Below are 17,682 nucleotides of genomic sequence, written 5' to 3'. Positions count from 1 at the left end.
CTGCTGTACCGAACCTTATCAGATCAACCGGCCAAGATAATTGTCGCTAGACCGGCCACCGTAATTGTCGCTTAATAAACTGATACAACTTTCAAAAAGCTTAGATAACGATAAGCACGCAATAGGGATGCTAAACAATACTGATCCCGCCAAAGTACAATGGATAAACGCGGTAGATTGGATCAGCCAAAGCTATATTAGGCAACAGCAAAACACACAAGCTACCAACACCTCCCCAGCCAATGCGGATGAGCAAAGCAGCAACCCAATACTTAATCTAACGTTGTTAATAAGTATGTTGTCGTTATTCAGTATTTTTATAATTGCGATAAAAATGAAGTTACGCGCAATTATAAATACTTAAACTTTATTTTATAAATTCCATAAAAAAACCCGCTAATTTGGATTAACAAATTTGCGGGTTTCTTATGGTTTTCGAAAGTTCTTTTAATTAATAACTATTTATTCACCCAATCTAAGTGATTAGCCTTAAAAATCTCTACACCTTTTCGACGAACACGTTTTATCCAATCCTCCGCTTTATTAACGCCCACACTAAAATGCTCAACAGCAGCTTTTTGGAGTACTCGGTGCTCATTTTGTATTGTGGTTGGCATTAGGGCTGAGTCATCCGTATTGATACATACTGTAATTGACCCTTTTCTCAAGCCAAAGCGATTGTACTTTTCACCCTGCTTAAGCCAATCCTGTTCAGGTGGGTCCCATCTAAAAATAGGATGTTCGTGATAGTGTTCAAATCGACCAATATAAATATTAGAAGTTGGGCAAGCTTCAATGATTATGCCTTTAGCTGCATAATACTCCATAGACCAGTCTTGAATAGCTTCATATAAGTCAAGTTCAGGAAGGGAAATAGAATCAAATAAACGACCGTCGGCATAGCCAAAAGTGTCTACCTTTAAATCACAAAAACAATCTATGCTGACAATTTTTTCGCGCTTTGAAAAGTAATCACCATCTAAATTACCCTGTAAATACTTTTCCCATAATGCAACTTTCTTGCTAGTAATATTATTTTTACTGAAGTCATTACTATCAATTACCCATCCGCTATAAATAGCATCATCTTCTATAATATCAGTTAAATTAAATTTTGTTTGTTCATAAACTTTTAAATGCAGCGGGCAATTGCGTCTTAATAACCATGCGTCATACAAGCGTTTGGGAGTTTGAGACTCACCAAATAAGAACTCGCTCCAATATTGAATTTTCTCTTGCAGAAGTGGTAAAACGCCAACTAAACTAGGAACAGATTGAGTTACAGTAAGCGCTTTATGATAGCACCACACCAAATTATCTAAATGATCTCCAACTGTTAAGTAAGCCGTTTGCTGACGTTTTGCCCACTGCTTAGGCTCTATACCTAACGCTAAACCATGACCTATCCTGTCATTTTCTTGAAAATCACAAAATACGACAGCTTCATCAACGGCTCTCATACCCGATAATAAATGGCTAAAATCTTCTCCCGCATGTACAGTTATATGCGGCTTAACCTGTCTATTGAAAACAATACCTCGCACAGGATACTTACTATCTCTTAACTTTCTTAATGCTGGTGCAAAAACTTCTATCGGTAAATCATTTTCGTTACCAGCCACATCATAACCTCTTATAGCTTTACGCAGATCAACCAACACATCTGTTTTTTTAAATAAAGCACTAAATGTTGTAATTTCTTGCTCAGAAAAGGTAATTGAATGCGTGAAATCTTGTAATAAGTTAACTTGATTCTTTATTTTAATGCGAAGTGCTTCTTGCAGTTTGTCTTCGCGTTTGCCACTTCGAGTGAAGTGAACCACTAAGTGAACATTATCTGATAGTGAACTTAAATATAGCTGCTTTAATTTTTTCGCAAAATGCCAAGGAGCTAAATTTGTCTCATTTTTATTAAATAAAAGCGCAGGCCCAAAGCGAAATTCTCTGAATGTTGATTTATCAATATCAGTAATAAGACGTTGATCATCATCTTGAAACGAGATTGAATTTGTTTCACGACCCTTAAACCTAAAATACTCAACAAACTGAGTGAGACCAACACCTGAAACAACCATATAGTTGCGCAGAATATTACAGTATCTAATAAGCGGCAGTAGCTCTCCTGCTGCAATTCTTGTATCTACAAGCAATCCAGTTAAATACAATAGCCATGCTTTAGACAAAGGCATACCTTCGCATGTAGCTTTACTTATAAGCTGTTGCGATGAAAATTCATTTACAGAAAACTCTATCCCTGTAATCGCATTGTATTCAAACTCTTTTAATGTGGAATTAAAGTTACATTTCAAAGTGATTGGCTTTTCCGAGCTTTCAAATATTTGCCCCACAAGTTCATCGGCAATCAGTGCACATCGAATGGCTAAATCATTTCTTTCTAATAACCCACTTTCACAAACGATGTATTCCGGACGTGTAGGCCAACTAAAACTTTTCTTTGTTTTAGCTCCATATAAACAGAAACTCAATAAACTTGGACTTAAAGAACCATGCCCTCCGAGATGCACATGGTTATCAGCAATCTGTTTAGCGTTTTTAGGTAATGCAAATGGGCATTGAAACAGCTCAATGCAATGTGCAACCTCGAGTGCGTCAAAGTCGTCATCATTTATTAGGTCAGCATAAGCTTGGCCAATTACCCAACTACCATCACATAATGTCTGTAACTCAAGCCACTGACTTAACTTTTCAGGTTTAACAACAAAACAATTGCCATGCCAGCGTAAAAACTCTTTTGCTAGTTTAGTGAGTAATTTTTTTTCGTTAAAGCGTTCTTCCAATAAGCCAAAGCTATCCAACATAGCATTAATATCATCACTCCGAAGTTTGCGCTGAACATAAGGATGATAATCTATTACAGCTTTTAATAATTGATTTTGAATTATCTCCTTTTCACCATAGTAATTAGGGGGGCCTATAAAGCTAAATAACAGTAATCGATCAGAAGATAGATATGCAGCATTAACTATATTAAAGTCACACGTTTTAAGCATCTAAATCTTCCATATTGCGAATGACAATTAAGATATTACTAATAATCGGAGATTCTATATTGGAGATAAAGCTTTCATCATTCCAAGATTTGATTTGACTCATATCTATAGCTTTAGCGATTCTTTTTAACCGAGGAATTATTATTCCTGATATAGAACCACTTGAACTGAGTTCTTCTATTTTAAGTCTGATAGTATTGATATTTTTGGTGTTGTGGTGAAAAAATTGAAGTAGAAATGCAACATCTTTACAATATTCAGTATCAATGTACTTTTTAAGAACTTCACATTTTCCTAATTCACTTAAATTAGGCTTCCTTATTGTATGGCTTCTACTTTTTTTCTCAGGAACATTAGGACGTGATAATTCACTGTTTACTTCCTTTTCATTCTCATCGTCGACCCCTGCTTTCCCGACCTTCAACATAGTCATCACTGTTTTATCCGTGTTTATAAACACCGAGAATACTGGATGCTCTGATACTGCATCATGTAAATCTTTAACGTCTAGTAAAGTTACTTTTTTTGCTACTTCGCCTTTATCACAGCTTTCTATTTCTTCAATAAGTTTCTTATAATTACGAGTATACGTTCGCTCTGAGTTATTTATTTTCGATATAGATCTAACAGTGGTAGTTTGAGCCCAAACTAAAACATTTGCTTGTATAGCCTCACCATAAATTCCAGCTCTGATTATTGTATTCAATAAATTATATTTAAACCTCAAAATCATATCTGTTAAGTTTTCATCTATAAGCTTATTTGATAGATTTCCTTTTATGATATTTAATGCAGTAAAAACACCATTAAAAGAATAAGAAAGTAGTGCTACTAACTTAGTTAATGAGTTATTTTGAAGAAGTGCGGAATGCATATCCTGCCAGCTAGTAATCATGCTATACAAAGCTATCGCTGTACTATTTAAAGTATCATTGAAATTCGAATTCAGATTAGATTTTTCCTCGCCATCAATAGCAACTTTAGTTTCAGCTAATTTTATTAGACTGTAAAATGGCTTTCGGGAAATTATTTTATATATTTGATCTAATTGCTTCATTCCACTTTTAGGCATACGGAATGAGAAGGCTATTAACTCAAAAGCTCTACTAAAAAATATAAAATGATGTTCATTATTTAGCGTTGAGTACATTTCAGACTCAGTGTATATATCCTTCAATATATCATCAACACGATAGCTACCAGACTGAAGATCATTTGGGTTTATTGTTCTATACAAGTTTGAGGCTTCAATTTTTTTTACATGCGAAGAATCTATATCTACTTTATTATTATTTTTATCCGTAACTTTTTTGCCAATAAATAATTTTTCAAAAATGAACTCGAGCGGAGGCATTGACTGTAAACACCGAGCATAATCTTTAAATACGCTTTCTAGCGATCTTAAATTATTAGCGCTATCTTTTTTAGAGCCTAACGACTCAGCCTGACTCTGAAGGACTTCAAATTCTGCCCAATGATATAGATTTGCATCTATTTGCGCTTTGATATTGAATACCAATAGCTCAGTGATATCGAAGTCTGTATGAGTATTCTGAAGTAAAGTTATAACAGTCTCAGCAAGTGCCAATAACTCACCACTCTTCTTTTGAATTGCCCAGTTTTTTAGTCGATTATATAGTGCAATTTCTTGTGAGGTAGTTAAAACATCTTTATTAAGGTCACTAGGCTTTAAAGTTCGAACTAATTGGGTAAACTCTCGCGCAGAAGAAAGCTCAGGCCAATTTCGACGAGCCTCAGCATTATGTCTAAAATGATAGAACTGATTAAAAATATTTTCTCGGTACTCATAAAAAGATATGTGTTTTATATCTTCATCTACAATGATCATTTTCGTCAACAAACGATCTACATTAAACAGAGAAATTCGCATAGGTGCAGGAAAAACTTTGGTTAAATAGGCGTCAGTTAACTCTTCACTCAGTTCCTGCCCTGCCTCTCTGAGTCGATGATTATCGCATTTGTTATCATATGCTTTTTCATCAAAGTGATTCTGCGTCATATGTTCATAAAGCTTTAGGTCACCACTGACTACAGGGATTATATATGGGCATCCTAAAAAACGACGAACATCATCCACTACTTCAAAGGCTTTATCTAAAGCCATATCAACATCATCGATTAATACTGCGATTGCTTTACACCCTAAGATCTCAATTGCTGACTCAACAAAATTATGAAAGTTAGCTTCTAAATGAATACCAGAGCTATATTTCAAAATCTTATCTATGCCGATTGAGCCATTAAACTCAGATGTTTTACCCATTGAATCAGCGAGTTTTTTTAAATAACGATGGAATGTATCCCGCTCTCTTTTACTTCTATCATCGCAGCAAGTTAATTTATTAAGCTTTTTGCTTACAGCATCATATATCTGAGCAACAATAACATTCGCAAAGGAATCATTAGCCATAAGCATAGTGGGATCGATTACTTTTAGAAAGAACAACTCGCTTGTATCTTTCTTACTTTCAGCCCACATAGCTTTACTATTTCGTAGAAATACAGTTTTGCCAGACCCACGCTGACTTGTTACTAAAATTGCATTATGAGATAGCCAAGTTTCATTACCACTATCTCTACAATCTTTTTTATTTTTACGGAAATATGCATACTCTTTTGCATCCTTTAAAATACTTTCTAAGTTAAGAACTAATTGTTCTTTGGCATGATCCTGCCAAAGCTCTCCATCAGAGTAGTCATCTTTAAATTCTGTTTTACCAATATCGAATACGTAATTTTTTGTCATTTTTGTTATTTCCTTAATCCTTTAACCCAGCTGAACGCGCTTTCATGTACAGCTATGTAGTCACCAACTATGTCTGCGTGAGTTTCGATTCTATTCTTTACTTCAAGTTCGAATAATTTAGATAAGATATTTTCTTGCTCGATGTTTATATAATGGCGATCTGTAGATACGTTTTTATCTCGAATACCCAAACGATATTCGCGAACTAAAATTTCCAGCTGCTCTTTCATTAAGCGATTTCTGCTCCATGCTCTGGTATAGCCTTTAAGTCTATTAACCAAGTAGCTAACAAATAAAATCATACCTGCAATACTGAGAAACAAACTGACAATCAACCTTGAGTAGCCATACTCTAAAACATCAACACCAAATAAGAATGGTGAGTAGATTAAACCAGCTGATAGCAAGACAATTACAAGCGATACAAACGTAAACCTTTCATTGATCTTTTTCTTAGCTGCAAAATTAGTCATCCTTTTAGTGTATTCAGCGATATAAAAGTCAATTTCATCTATAGCAACATCATCAACTACAGGGCCATTATTATGTCGTTTATCATTTTTGTTAATAACAGCATCTGTTAACGCCATACATTTCATCCTAAAAGTAAGTGGATTTAACCTTTGAAGCAGTAATCGCAATTGAATGCTTTTACTTCAAATACGTGCTTGATTCTTAAGTCTAAATTATGGAGGGATTTTGGTCTGTTTGGGAGTGACATATAATTCCATTTTTTGTAAGACTCAGTTAATCCGTTATTTAACAAATGATATTATATAAATTTAGCTGTTAAGGCAAAAAGGCTTTGGGGTGATTGGCACGATTTATATTGAATAATGCACTTTCTTAATTTTAAAAAGTTTAATTAACCTGCCAATTGCAACTGTGTGATATAGATATTTTTGGTTACTATCTAATAAATCAACTATCTAAAGCTGTTAATTTTAAGCCGTCATGCAATACCGTATTATTAACTCCTGAGACTACAAAACAAATCAATTGCATTAATAAAATTATAAGCATAAAAAAACCCGCAAATTTGGATTAACAAATTTGCGGGTTTCTTATGGTTTTCGAATAACGAGTTCAAAAACCTTTATTGGTGGAGCTGGGGGGATTTGAACCCCCGTCCGAAAAGCCTCGACCGTCGGTACTACATGTTTAGTATTGTCATTTAATTAACCTTTAAGTCCCGGACAAACACGGTAAATAAAGGCGAGGCCGCTTAGTTTTAGCGCTTCAACCCCGGCCAGGGTTTCCGTCGCGATCAGGTGTTAGGGTGACACTCCAAAATCCAGTCCACAAGAATACATGGAAGGAGCGCTAGCCAGCCTAAGCTGCTAGAGAGTAGTTATCGTCGTTTGCGATTACTTTAGGTTGCGGCTGTTTAACGAGGCAAACCGCACCTCGACATGCACCTTGGGCTTCTTGAATTCCGTCGAATCCTAATCAGCCCCTGAATTAGTAACTCAATTCAGAGCGTGCAAACAGTATAACTGAGTAAAGTACTGATACTCAAGGCCTAGTAACGCTTTATTTTAATTGTATGTGCCAATCGCGTGTTAAGTAACCAAAATTTAGTTTATGCAAGCCTATATAAACATTTACTTAACAATGTGTTTAACCTGTGTTCAAATGAGGAGTTAAGGTTTTTGCTATTTCTAAACCTTTAGTTGTAAAAAATAAAAATAATAACAGGCATAGAGTAGGGAATTAATAAATGTCGGTTTTTTCATTTGATAAAAGTACAGGGTTTGTCTCTTTAGAAAGTCACCCTATTGATAGTGGTTTTCCTGTTACGAGTACTCAGTTAACGCAAATGCTAGAGCAATCTGAGTTTAGTGAGTACGAAGCTGTCATTGCCAATATTGGAAAGCTTTTTGCGCCAACTAAAAATTATCAGGAAGTATCGCTTGTCGTTGCTAAAGCTGTAGATGCGTCGCTTGTCATTAATATTGATGAAAAAAACATGGTCGCAGAAGCAACATTAACTACAGCTAAAGGTGGCGCACTTTTGTCTATGGAAGGCGCGCAAAAAGCACTTGCTGATGCAGGTGTTAAAAAAGGAATAAGTCCTCGTGCGCTTGATACCTTTTTAGGCCAGCAGTTTGAGCAACCAGCAGGAAGCTCTTACAGTGCCATAATTGCACATGGGCGCAATCCAAAAGAAGGCAGCGATGCCAAATTTGTACGTTTATGCTCAACAGCTCAAGACCGAGTACTTAGCCCACAAGCTAAAGAAGGCGGTAAGGTTGATATGAAAAACCTTGGCGCTATTATCACCGTAAAACCTGGCACTCCCTTAATGCAGCGTATTGCAGCTACACCTGGAGAAGAAGGCTATACGGTATTTGGCGATTCAATTAGTGCAAAACCAGGTAAAGATCACCAACTCCAGCCTTTCGAAGGTACAAAAGTAGATCCTAATAATCCTAATATGCTTATTGCCGACTGCAAAGGTGTGCCCGTTGCCCTACCCCGTGGTATGCGTGTAGATGACGTTTTATGCTTTGATAACGTAGATGTAAGTACAGGCCATGTTGATTTTGATGGTAGCGTAATTATTACTGGTGATATTAAAGACGGTATGCGTGTAAAAGCCAACGGTGATATTACGGTACTTGGTTTTGTAGAATCAGGAACTGTTGAAAGTAAAAGTGCGGTAACCATAATGCTTGGCGCAATTGGCCGAAAACGTGAAGGCGAGGAAGCATTTACGTGCTGTATAACCGCTCAACGAACTATTTCTATTGGTTATGCCCAGTACTGCAACATTAAATCCGAACAAGATTTATTTATTGAACGCCAAGCTCTGCATTGTGATTTAAGTGCTAGGCGATTAATACGTGTAGGCAAAGCAAATGACCCGCGAGGTAAAATTATTGGCGGTAATATTTTAGATGCTATGCGCATTGAAACGGGTGAACTAGGCGCGCCAGCCGGTACTAAAACACGCGTATTTTTAGCGCAACTCTGGTTTGAGCTTCGCCAAAAGCAAATACAAATCACCGATTTTGAAAAAGTACTTGCGACTAAAGTAACCGCTTTACAACAAGCTCGCGAAAAAGCGAGTAAAATTGCGGGGGCTGCTCAGCGCCAGCAATTCATGAATAAGATAACTGAAAATGAAAAGCATATAAAAATACGCTCTGCGCATATTCATCGTCAAAAACTACTTATTAAGCAAAAAATAGTGCAATTACTTGCCAGTAGCCGCTTAAAAGTAAATGAATTAATGCACCCTGGTGTGGAGCTTAAAATAGCGAAAGATTCTAAACAATTTTCGCGTATTTACCCGCCCCACCTAGTTAAGCTAACTGAGGGTAAAATCACTCAGACGTTTTAGTTTCTTCGTCATTTTCAGTTTCAACTTCAGCGTCATCTAGTGGCGCTAATGGCCAACCACCTAATTGCTGCCAGCGGTTTACTATTAAACAATAAAGCTCAGCTGTACGTTCTGTGTCGTAAAGCGCTGAGTGCGCTTGGCTGTTATCAAACTCGATACCAGCCGCTCTACATGCTTTTGCTAATACAGTTTGCCCTAACGCTAAACCCGCTAAAGATGTTGTATCAAAGCTTACGAACGGGTGAAATGGCGTACGCTTAATGTTATTACGCTCTATTGCTGCATTTAAAAAGCCATGATCGAATGCGGCATTATGCGCCACAATAACTGAGCGTTGGCACCCAGCAGCCTTTTGCGCTTTGCGTACTACTTTACATATTTCTTTAATTACTTCATCTTCAGGTACTGCGCCACGTAATGGTGAAAACGGGTCTATACCGTTAAAGTCGATGGCTGCTTGTTCTATATTAGCGCCTTCGAATGGCTGAACATGAAAATGAACAGTATGATCTATGCTGAGCAGTCCTTCGTCATCCATTTTTAAAACAGAAGCTGCTATTTCTAACAAGGCATCTGTTTCTTTGTTAAAACCTGCAGTTTCAACATCAATAACAACAGGAAAAAATCCACGAAAGCGTTTTGCGAAAGGTGTTTGCTCAGTATTTGCCATAGTCTTCTTTGTTTATACGTGTAAGCTGACTATTATGTCAAAATTGATGCCCCCTAGGCTAGGGGATTTAAGTATTTATTGCTTTAAAATTGTAGGCACATAACTTGCTTTAACTTATAAGTTAGTTATGTAGAGAACAAACTAATCATTGCAGTCGTTAATTTGCCAAATTATTGGCATTCCCGGATAGCTGGAGAGCACCATGAAGTATAAGTTGTTATTTATTAGCCTTAGTATAAGTGCAGTACTTTACAGTACTCACTCGCAAGCTGCTATGCGCCAATATACAGCAACCCAAGACAACTCCAACTGGGAAGTCGTTAAAACCACGCGCTTACAATGCCAATTAAATCATGAAGTTCCTTATTATGGGGAAGCTATTTTTAAAGCTTCAGCAAGTAAAAATAAAAACTTAACATTTAATTTAGATATGGTTGTACGCCCAGATAACTACGCAATTGCAGGTTTAAAAGCAGTGCCACCTACATGGCGTGCAGGATTGCCCGCTCGCGATATTGCAAATATGAAATTACTTAAAAAGTTTGATGGCGAGCTAGGCAATAAAACCGCATGGGAAATGCTTACCGAGCTTGAAAAAGGCTACTACCCTACTTTTTATTATCAAGACTGGCAAAACAGTGCCGATAAAATTGCCGTTGGTATATCGAGCGTAAACTTTAAACAAGCTTACTGGGCTTTTTTACAATGCCGTGATGAGCTACTCCCTTACAGCTTTGAAGATATTTCGTTTACTGTAATGAACTATCAATCTAACAGCAGTAAATTAACTAAATCCTCGCAACAACGTCTTGATAAGATTGCTGAGTATTTAAAAAATGATGCAAGCATAGAGTCCATTAGTATTGACTCATACACCGATAGTTATGGCGGACGCTGGAATAACTTAGATTTATCGCGCAAGCGCGCCAAAACTATAAAAGATTATATGGTGAGCTTGGGTGTTGATGAAGCAAAAGTACAAACAACCGGTTTGGGCGAAAAACGCTTTGTTGATAATAACGATAACATTTTAAGCCGAGACAAAAACCGTCGTTTAATTATTCAAATTGAAAAAATGTAGTAAAGTTAATTTGCGCTTACTTTCTTTCGCTTTAAAAACTTATCACCAAATTGGAAAAAACCTAGACTAATTAAAATAATAACCGCACCAATTATTAGTTCTTGGCTTAATGACTCATTATTTAGCCAAGCTCCCAAACCTAACGCAAAGCTAGGAGTTATAAGTGTAGTAAGTGATACCGTGCTTGCATTTAGGTTTTGCAGCACATGAAAATACGCCAAAGCCCCCACTAAAGATCCAAATATTCCTAGATAACCAATAGCCCACAATGATTTTGCACTCCAGTTTTGTATATGCAACTCGCCATCGAATAACCACCAAGCAATAAAAAAGAGTGGGGTTACAAAAACTAAGGCACCAAATGTTGTTGCCATAGGGTGAATCGCAATCTGTACGCGCTTGATCATCACACCACTTAAACTAAAAAAGCAGACAGCCATAAACACATAAAGCAACCCGAGCCCTTGAGTTTGCGAGTTTTGTACTTGGTTATAACTAACAAAATATAAGCCAATTAAGGCGCACGCTAACGCAACTAATTTAATCGGGCTAAATTTAGGTTCATTTAATAATTGCTGAGCAAGCAACCCCGACAAAATAGGTGCAAGGCCAAACATAAGCGAAATAATACCAGAAGGGACTGTTTTAGCTGCCATATAGCTCAACAACATACCGCCAAAAATACCTATACTCGAATAAAAATAAAGTAAGCATGCATTTTTGCTCCAAGGCACTCTAATATTTGTAATGGCAACAATTAAGCCGCCTAACAATAGCCCCACCAGCATTCGCATTAACACTGCAAGTGTTGGCGATACAGTTTCACTACTCCACACTATACCCAGTGGTGTAGTGGACCATATAAGAACCATTAAAAAATACGATACTTTAACTGGCACGTGCCATCCCTACGCTTTATATGAATGAATAAAACAAAGAATAAATTATACGCTCACTACTGTGTTTTAGTACTTTTTAAACACTAAAGTCCTTAATAAATACAGTTGTAAATTGTAAGTTACATTTTAATACTGCTCTTTTATTACAAAACTATTTGAGATTTGAGCAACTAGTTATATGGTGCATCAATATTAATAATAATTAAGGTAATTAAGTGCTTAAAAATAAAACAACTGGAAGCATGTTAATTGTTGCAGGCACCACTATTGGTGCGGGTATGTTGGCATTGCCAATTGCATCTGCCGGGCTTGGGTTTAGTACTGCACTTGCATTAATAATTGCTAGCTGGTTACTAATGACCTACACCGCACTACTCATGTTAGAGCTACACCAATATGCACCACGCGATGCAACGTTAAATACATTGGCTAAATTATGGCTTGGAAAGCGCGGACAATATATTGCGAATTTTTCGATGGTTTTTTTATTTTACGCTTTATGCGCTGCTTATATTGCAGGTGGTGGTGCACAACTCCAAGCGCGTATAAATATAGGCTTTGATGTAAATATAGCCCCACAGTTTGGCTCTGTTATTCTCGCTGTTATTATTGCAAGTGTGGTAACGCTAGGCACTAGCAAGGTAGATAAACTAAACAGAGTGTTATTTACAATAAAAATTATTGTATTAGCTAGTTTGTTTTACATGCTTACCCCTTATGTGCAGGGTAAGCACTTATTAGAGATGCCTGTGGAGCAAGGATTAATCCTTTCAGCTATACCGGTTATATTTACTTCGTTTGGCTTTCATGGTTCTATCCCCTCTATTGTTAAATATGTTGGTGTTGAAATAAAAGTACTGCGCAAAGTAATGATTGCTGGAGCCGCCCTACCTTTAGTTATTTATATTTTTTGGCAACTACTTAGCCAAGGTATTATGAGTCAAGCTGATTTACTCAACAGCCAAGGTCTTAATGGGTTTGTATCTAGCGTGGCAAGTATTGCGCATAACCCAAGTGTGGCAACGGCCGTTAAGTTATTTGCTGACTTAGCACTTGCGACATCATTTTTAGGGGTGAGTTTAGGGTTATTTGATTTTTTTGCTGATGCATTTAAAAAGGGTGACAATAAAACGGACCGAATTAAAACGGCCTTAATTACGTTTATTCCGCCACTTGGCTTTGCATTGTTTTATCCTCAGGGCTTTATTATGGCCTTAGGGTACGCTGCAATAGCACTTGTTGTACTGGCAATATTTTTGCCTGTAGCAATGGTTTATAAACAGCGTACAACATCAAATAAAACAGGCTACCAAGTTAAAAGTGGGAATGTTGGGCTTGGTATAGCAGCTATATGTGGCATAACTATTATTGCTGCGCAGTTTATGCAAATGGCGGGGCTTATTCCTGCTATCGGTTAAAGATTGCTGCTTTTTGTTTAAATTTAGATAATAAAAAACCGCACATCATTATGATGTGCGGTTTTTTATATTAACTGCGTTTATTTACAAACGTCAGCTACAGCATTTGAAAAGTATTCAATATTTGAATGACTAACACCTGCAACATTTACGCGGCTAGAGCCAACTATGTAAATGCCGTATTCTTTTTGTAGGCGAGCAATTTGCTCTTTATTAATACCTAAGAAAGAAAACATACCGTTTTGGCGTTCAATAAATGAGAAGTCTTGAGCAATATCTTTAGTTGCTAAGCTTTCTTTAATTAAGCTACGTAAGCCATTTATACGACTACGCATTTCATCAAGCTCAGAGTGCCACAATTGTGTAAGCTCTGTACTGCTTAAAATAGTATTAACAATGTCAGCACCATGCGCTGGCGGCATTGAGTAAATGCTACGTACAACGCTTAGCATTACAGAGTTTGAAATATCTGCTGTTGCGCTGTCTTTTGCAATTAGTGAACATGCACCAATACGCTCGCGGTATAAGCCAAAGTTTTTAGAACATGAAGAACAAATAATTAGCTCTTCTACTGCATCGGCTAAAATACGTAAGCCACGTGCATCGTCTTCAAGTGAGGCACCAAAGCCTTGGTATGCAATATCAACAAGTGGTGTAAAGCCAACTTCTTTTGCAAGTTCGGCAACTGTGTTCCACTGTGTTTCGTTTAAATCCATACCGCTTGGGTTATGACAACATGCATGCAGTAAAACCACATCACCTTTAGGCACTTGTTTAAGTGTGTTGATCATTTCATCAAACAATAAATCTTTATTTTCGTAATCGTAATATGGGTATTCTTTTACTGTTAAGCCTGCAGCTTCAAACAAGCTAATATGGTTAGCCCATGTTGGGTTAGTTACCCAAACAGTCGCGTCTGTATTACAACGCTTAATAAATTCAGCTGCAACACGAAGTGCACCCGTACCACCAGGAGCTTGCGCGGTACGTACGCGGTTAGCTAGTAATACTTGATGCTCACCTAATAGTAACTGCTCCATTTTTTGGCAGTAATCTAAATTACCCGCTAAACCAATGTAAGATTTGCTCATTTCGTTTTCAAGACGAAACGCTTCAGCTTTTTTAACCGCTTTAAGAACCGGTGTATTGCCTTGCTCATCTTTGTAGACACCTACACCTAAATCAATTTTATTAGGGTTTGTATCTTGTTTATAGGCCGCCATAAGGCCAAGAATAGGATCTGTTGGTAATGGTTTTAATACTGAGAACATTGGCTATCTCTTATCGTTATTTAGGGGTTAGCTGTTAAGCTAAGCTTAACATAAAAGCACATCATATTGACTAGCGTTATTTACACTAGAAAGTGAGGAATTTTAATACAACATGCAATTAAAACGGCAAGCGTCTTTTCATCAAAAAAATCATTTTTAAAGGCTTCTGCATCCACAATACCAACGCATTCATTTTGTGCATTAAATAAAGGTAGGCAAGTTTCTGATTTAACTTTAGGATCGCATGTGTAGTATTCACCACCTTGTGATAAATACGCCTCAACGTTATTAATAATGCGGCCCTTGTGAGATAGCGCAACCTGTACGTTGTTACTGCCAGCCGCAAATGCTTGCGTTAAAGGAAACAACGGACGACTAGGCGCACCATGATAAGCCAATTTTAATAGTTGATTACCTTCGGGGGTATTAGTTGATTGATAAATACCATACCAATCAACGCCCGTTTGCTGCTCAATGTAGCTTACAATACTTTGTAAAGTAGCCAGCTTAAACTGTGTTTGCTCATCATTTTTAATATAGTCAGTTAATTTGAATGGCTCATCTTGTAAGTAACCAAATAAACTACATGCACCGCCCTCGCCAAGCTCTGGTATTTGATACTCCCAACACACATCAGGCAAAGCAGTGTTTGCTAAATGTAGATCAAGCTTTTCAAGCTCTGTTGAAATCAAAGCTGGATTAGCACTAAGTTGTGCTTGTTTTAAGTAAGAAGAAATCATTTGGCCATCCATACATCTAAAGTTTCGAGAATAATAGCATGGATATTTTTACAGAGCTAGCTCAACTTGTAGCACATTTCAACTTGGTTACCACTGGCGTTATAAGTGACTTTTTCGGCTATTTCTTCTAATAAAGACACCCCTCTGCCAAATTCGTTATTAGCCTTTGCCAACTCATCGTGCTTACTACTAAACCCTCGGCCTGAATCACAAATAATAAAATATAAACTGAGCGTGTCGGGGCAATAGCGCATATCAATAATAATCATGGCATCTGTAAGTTTAGCAAGGGCTGCCTCTCTCAACTCGTAATATCGAAAAAAGCCGTCCTCTTGTTTTTTAATTTCTGAGTTAAGTCCTAATACACCATGATCAAGCGCATTATTATAAGCCTCAGACAACAGTAAAAATATATTAGAACGATGAGTATTTAGCCCCTCAACACTACTTAAAATATTAACGACGTCGTAAACGGGGTCTGTTTTTTTTATTTGCTCTGAGTTTAAGCTCAAAGACAAATTAAAAGCCAAAGTAGAAAATGCTTCTCGCTCTTGTTCCACGGGAATTAAAGGCAGGCAGTTTAGTAAAACAATGCTTAAATCGTCTTGCTGCTTAGTACCATCTGCAAACTTAGTAACATTAGCAACTATGTCTTCACTACTAATCATCGATTTACTTTTTAAGGTTTGTAAAAAACGCTCTTCCCCAAAAAATATATCCTCTTTGTTTGCTGTTTCTATAATACCGTCGGTTGCTAATACTAGGCGTGTATTACTATTTGTTTCAAAATGAATAACTTCATATTCAAATTCTTGTTCATCTAAAATCCCCAGCGCCATATGCTGCGATTCTAATGTTTGTTTTACATTACCGTCTTTATCTATTAGGTACGCATCTGGAAGGCCGCCCATCCATGCAGAAACACTTTTACCTGATGCACTAAGCTCTATAATGGTTGCAGCACAAAACATATGCCCAGGTAGGAGGTTGTACAGTAGTGTATTTAGCTCGCTGGCAATATCGTTAACCGCCATGCCTTTTTGTACCATAGTATAAAACACACGAGAAGTTGGTAATGCACCAATAGCCGCAGCTAGGCCGTGCCCCGTAAAATCTCCCAACATGCAATACAAATTACCGATTGGGCTTTGCGCTACTAAAAACATATCGCCGTTAAACATAGAGGCAGGTGATAAATTAAAATCTAAATACTCTTTAAACTTACCTTGGTTTTCTAATGAGTTATTAAAAATATGCTCAATTATTTCGTGTTCACGTTCAATTTGATTATGATGATATTCAAGCAATTTTTTTTGCTGGTTTGCTTTTTTACTCAGCTCTCTGGTGCGAATATGTGCTTTAATTTTTGCATGCAGAATAACTTTTTCAAATGGTTTATGAATAAAGTCATCGCCACCCACTTCGAGGCAGCGCTCAAAACTTGCTTGATCTTCTAAGGAGGTTATAAAAATAATCGGTAAGTAAACTTCACTATACTGCTGCTTTATTTTTTCAGCAGCTTCAAAACCATCCATTACAGGCATTAAAACATCAAGTAAAACAACGTCTATTTGCTCTCTTTTAAGTACATTAAGTGCATCTAGCCCGTTATAAGCCACTGATATTTTATAACCCTCTTGCTCAAGCATTTTACTTAGTAAAATGCGATTGAGCGCCTGATCATCCACAATTAACACATGTATCATTAGCTAATATCAAACTTTTTATCAAAACGTGAAATTTGTAGAATTTTTCTAAGCTGAGGTTGGCAATTGCTTATTTCAATAGTTTTCACTTGGCTATCAATTGTTTTTTTCATGTTAAGTAACATGCCAAGTGCTGAGCTATCCATGTAGTCAGTCTCTCTTAAATCGATAATAACCTTTACTGTTTTTTCGCTCATTTGAGCATAAGCTTGGCGAAAAGATTGCACTAAATTAAAGTCAAATTTACCTTTGATTTGTATTGTTAATGTAGTGCCATCGACTGATTCATTCTTAGTTAAACTCATATTAAACTCCAATAATATTTCCTTTGAACTAAATATAACCTGTTAAAAGTATTTAGCAAAAAGAAAAACACACAACTTCAAATTTGCTATCATTTACGCCAATATTTAATTAATTTTTATCCATAAAGGTAAGGTATGAGTGATAGTCACTTAGTATATTCAACAAGTACGGGGCGCATTGACCAGCCAAAACCAGAAAAAGAGTTAGAAGCTAAGCTTTTTAAAGATGGTTTTATTCGCATTGAGCGTCAAACAAAAGGACGTAAAGGCAAAGGCGTAATGTTAGTTGTAGGCATTGATCCAAAAGATCATGATTTGAAAAAGTTAGCTAAAACTATAAAAAGCAAAATGGGCCAAGGCGGCGCAGTAAAAGAAGGCATTATTGAAGTGCAAGGTGATGACCGCGATAAACTAAAAGCTATTTTAGAAGCGTTAAAATTTAAAGTTAAAATTGCGGGTGGTTAACCC

General features: G+C 36.9%; 14 protein-coding genes and 1 other RNA gene. 5 read left to right on the top strand and 10 right to left on the bottom strand.

All coding sequences use genetic code 11. The annotated features are described in order from the left end of the window. The first annotated feature begins 64 nt into the window (after nt 1-64). Nucleotides 65-364 carry a hypothetical protein gene (locus tag AAEY68_RS10115; protein WP_350585881.1) on the top strand — a complete coding sequence of 100 codons (300 nt, stop codon included), beginning with the start codon at nt 65-67 and terminating at the stop codon, nt 362-364. 94 nt (nt 365-458) lie between these two features. Here the strand turns inward: AAEY68_RS10115 and rdrB are convergent, their stop codons facing one another. The 4 genes from rdrB to ssrA form a co-directional block, all read right to left on the bottom strand. Further along, nucleotides 459-3,011, bottom strand: coding sequence for an antiviral RADAR system adenosine deaminase RdrB (gene rdrB / locus AAEY68_RS10110; protein WP_350585880.1), 2,553 nt, complete (start codon nt 3,009-3,011; stop codon nt 459-461). After that, nucleotides 3,004-5,778: a hypothetical protein gene (locus tag AAEY68_RS10105; protein ID WP_024593594.1), complete on the bottom strand. Its 2,775-nt coding sequence runs from the start codon at nt 5,776-5,778 to the stop codon at nt 3,004-3,006. Before AAEY68_RS10105 ends, rdrB begins: the two co-directional genes overlap by 8 nt. A gap of 5 nt (nt 5,779-5,783) precedes the next feature. Continuing rightward, complete coding sequence (locus tag AAEY68_RS10100) at nt 5,784-6,368, bottom strand: hypothetical protein (RefSeq protein ID WP_024593593.1); 585 nt, start codon at nt 6,366-6,368, stop codon at nt 5,784-5,786. Nucleotides 6,369-6,878: 510 nt separating this feature from the next. After that, nucleotides 6,879-7,235, bottom strand: a transfer-messenger RNA (tmRNA) gene (ssrA, locus tag AAEY68_RS10095). 263 nt (nt 7,236-7,498) lie between these two features. Here ssrA and AAEY68_RS10090 point away from each other — a divergent pair. Further along, nucleotides 7,499-9,124, top strand: coding sequence for a flagellar assembly protein A (locus AAEY68_RS10090; protein ID WP_350585879.1), 1,626 nt, complete (start codon nt 7,499-7,501; stop codon nt 9,122-9,124). Here the strand turns inward: AAEY68_RS10090 and rnt are convergent. After that, nucleotides 9,108-9,794, bottom strand: coding sequence for a ribonuclease T (rnt, locus tag AAEY68_RS10085; protein ID WP_007581991.1), 687 nt, complete (start codon nt 9,792-9,794; stop codon nt 9,108-9,110). The genes AAEY68_RS10090 and rnt overlap by 17 nt on opposite strands. Nucleotides 9,795-9,996: 202 nt before the next feature. Between rnt and AAEY68_RS10080 the strand changes: the two genes are divergently transcribed. Next, on the top strand, nt 9,997-10,875 hold the full coding sequence (locus AAEY68_RS10080; protein ID WP_007581990.1) for a flagellar protein MotY: 879 nt from the start codon (nt 9,997-9,999) through the stop codon (nt 10,873-10,875). 5 nt (nt 10,876-10,880) lie between these two features. On the opposite strand, the gene AAEY68_RS10075 is transcribed toward AAEY68_RS10080, so the two are convergent. Next, nucleotides 10,881-11,774, bottom strand: a complete 894-nt coding sequence (locus AAEY68_RS10075) for a DMT family transporter (RefSeq protein ID WP_024593590.1) — start codon at nt 11,772-11,774, stop codon at nt 10,881-10,883. Between the two features lie 215 nt (nt 11,775-11,989). Here AAEY68_RS10075 and AAEY68_RS10070 point away from each other — a divergent pair, with 215 nt between their 5' ends. Next, nucleotides 11,990-13,192: an aromatic amino acid transport family protein gene (locus AAEY68_RS10070; RefSeq protein WP_010554637.1), complete on the top strand. Its 1,203-nt coding sequence runs from the start codon at nt 11,990-11,992 to the stop codon at nt 13,190-13,192. Nucleotides 13,193-13,272: 80 nt separating this feature from the next. On the opposite strand, the gene AAEY68_RS10065 is transcribed toward AAEY68_RS10070, so the two are convergent. From AAEY68_RS10065 to AAEY68_RS10050, 4 genes are all read right to left on the bottom strand, one after another. Further along, complete coding sequence (locus AAEY68_RS10065; protein ID WP_024593589.1) at nt 13,273-14,463, bottom strand: amino acid aminotransferase; 1,191 nt, start codon at nt 14,461-14,463, stop codon at nt 13,273-13,275. 80 nt (nt 14,464-14,543) lie between these two features. After that, entirely contained in the window at nt 14,544-15,203 is a 660-nt protein-coding gene (locus tag AAEY68_RS10060) for a GAF domain-containing protein (protein ID WP_024593588.1), read from the bottom strand. 56 nt (nt 15,204-15,259) lie between these two features. Then, the gene (locus AAEY68_RS10055; protein ID WP_024593587.1) at nt 15,260-16,909 is read right to left on the bottom strand and encodes a SpoIIE family protein phosphatase; all 1,650 of its coding nucleotides are present in this window, start codon (nt 16,907-16,909) and stop codon (nt 15,260-15,262) included. Further along, complete coding sequence (locus AAEY68_RS10050; RefSeq protein WP_002962948.1) at nt 16,909-17,214, bottom strand: STAS domain-containing protein; 306 nt, start codon at nt 17,212-17,214, stop codon at nt 16,909-16,911. The genes AAEY68_RS10055 and AAEY68_RS10050 overlap by 1 nt, the downstream gene beginning before the upstream one ends. 135 nt (nt 17,215-17,349) lie before the next feature. Here AAEY68_RS10050 and AAEY68_RS10045 point away from each other — a divergent pair, with 135 nt between their 5' ends. Then, nucleotides 17,350-17,679: an SUI1 family translation initiation factor gene (locus AAEY68_RS10045; protein WP_007581414.1), complete on the top strand. Its 330-nt coding sequence runs from the start codon at nt 17,350-17,352 to the stop codon at nt 17,677-17,679. The last annotated feature ends 3 nt before the right edge of the window (nt 17,680-17,682 follow it).

It is taken from the genome of Pseudoalteromonas sp. RB2-MNA-CIBAN-0110 (genome assembly GCF_040309305.1).
Taxonomy (GTDB): domain Bacteria; phylum Pseudomonadota; class Gammaproteobacteria; order Enterobacterales; family Alteromonadaceae; genus Pseudoalteromonas; species Pseudoalteromonas arctica.
This window is presented reverse-complemented; position numbering and strand designations above follow the sequence as displayed.

Bases quoted from the DNA above. Each gene is read 5' to 3' on its own strand.
- rdrB (WP_350585880.1), bottom strand. From the start codon at position 3,011: ATGCTTAAAACGTGTGACTTTAATATAGTTAATGCTGCATATCTATCT.
- AAEY68_RS10105 (WP_024593594.1), bottom strand. From the start codon at position 5,778: ATGACAAAAAATTACGTATTCGATATTGGTAAAACAGAATTTAAAGAT.
- AAEY68_RS10100 (WP_024593593.1), bottom strand. From the start codon at position 6,368: ATGGCGTTAACAGATGCTGTTATTAACAAAAATGATAAACGACATAAT.
- AAEY68_RS10090 (WP_350585879.1), top strand. From the start codon at position 7,499: ATGTCGGTTTTTTCATTTGATAAAAGTACAGGGTTTGTCTCTTTAGAA.
- rnt (WP_007581991.1), bottom strand. From the start codon at position 9,794: ATGGCAAATACTGAGCAAACACCTTTCGCAAAACGCTTTCGTGGATTT.
- AAEY68_RS10080 (WP_007581990.1), top strand. From the start codon at position 9,997: ATGAAGTATAAGTTGTTATTTATTAGCCTTAGTATAAGTGCAGTACTT.
- AAEY68_RS10065 (WP_024593589.1), bottom strand. From the start codon at position 14,463: ATGTTCTCAGTATTAAAACCATTACCAACAGATCCTATTCTTGGCCTT.
- AAEY68_RS10060 (WP_024593588.1), bottom strand. From the start codon at position 15,203: ATGATTTCTTCTTACTTAAAACAAGCACAACTTAGTGCTAATCCAGCT.
- AAEY68_RS10055 (WP_024593587.1), bottom strand. From the start codon at position 16,909: ATGATACATGTGTTAATTGTGGATGATCAGGCGCTCAATCGCATTTTA.
- AAEY68_RS10050 (WP_002962948.1), bottom strand. From the start codon at position 17,214: ATGAGTTTAACTAAGAATGAATCAGTCGATGGCACTACATTAACAATA.
- AAEY68_RS10045 (WP_007581414.1), top strand. From the start codon at position 17,350: ATGAGTGATAGTCACTTAGTATATTCAACAAGTACGGGGCGCATTGAC.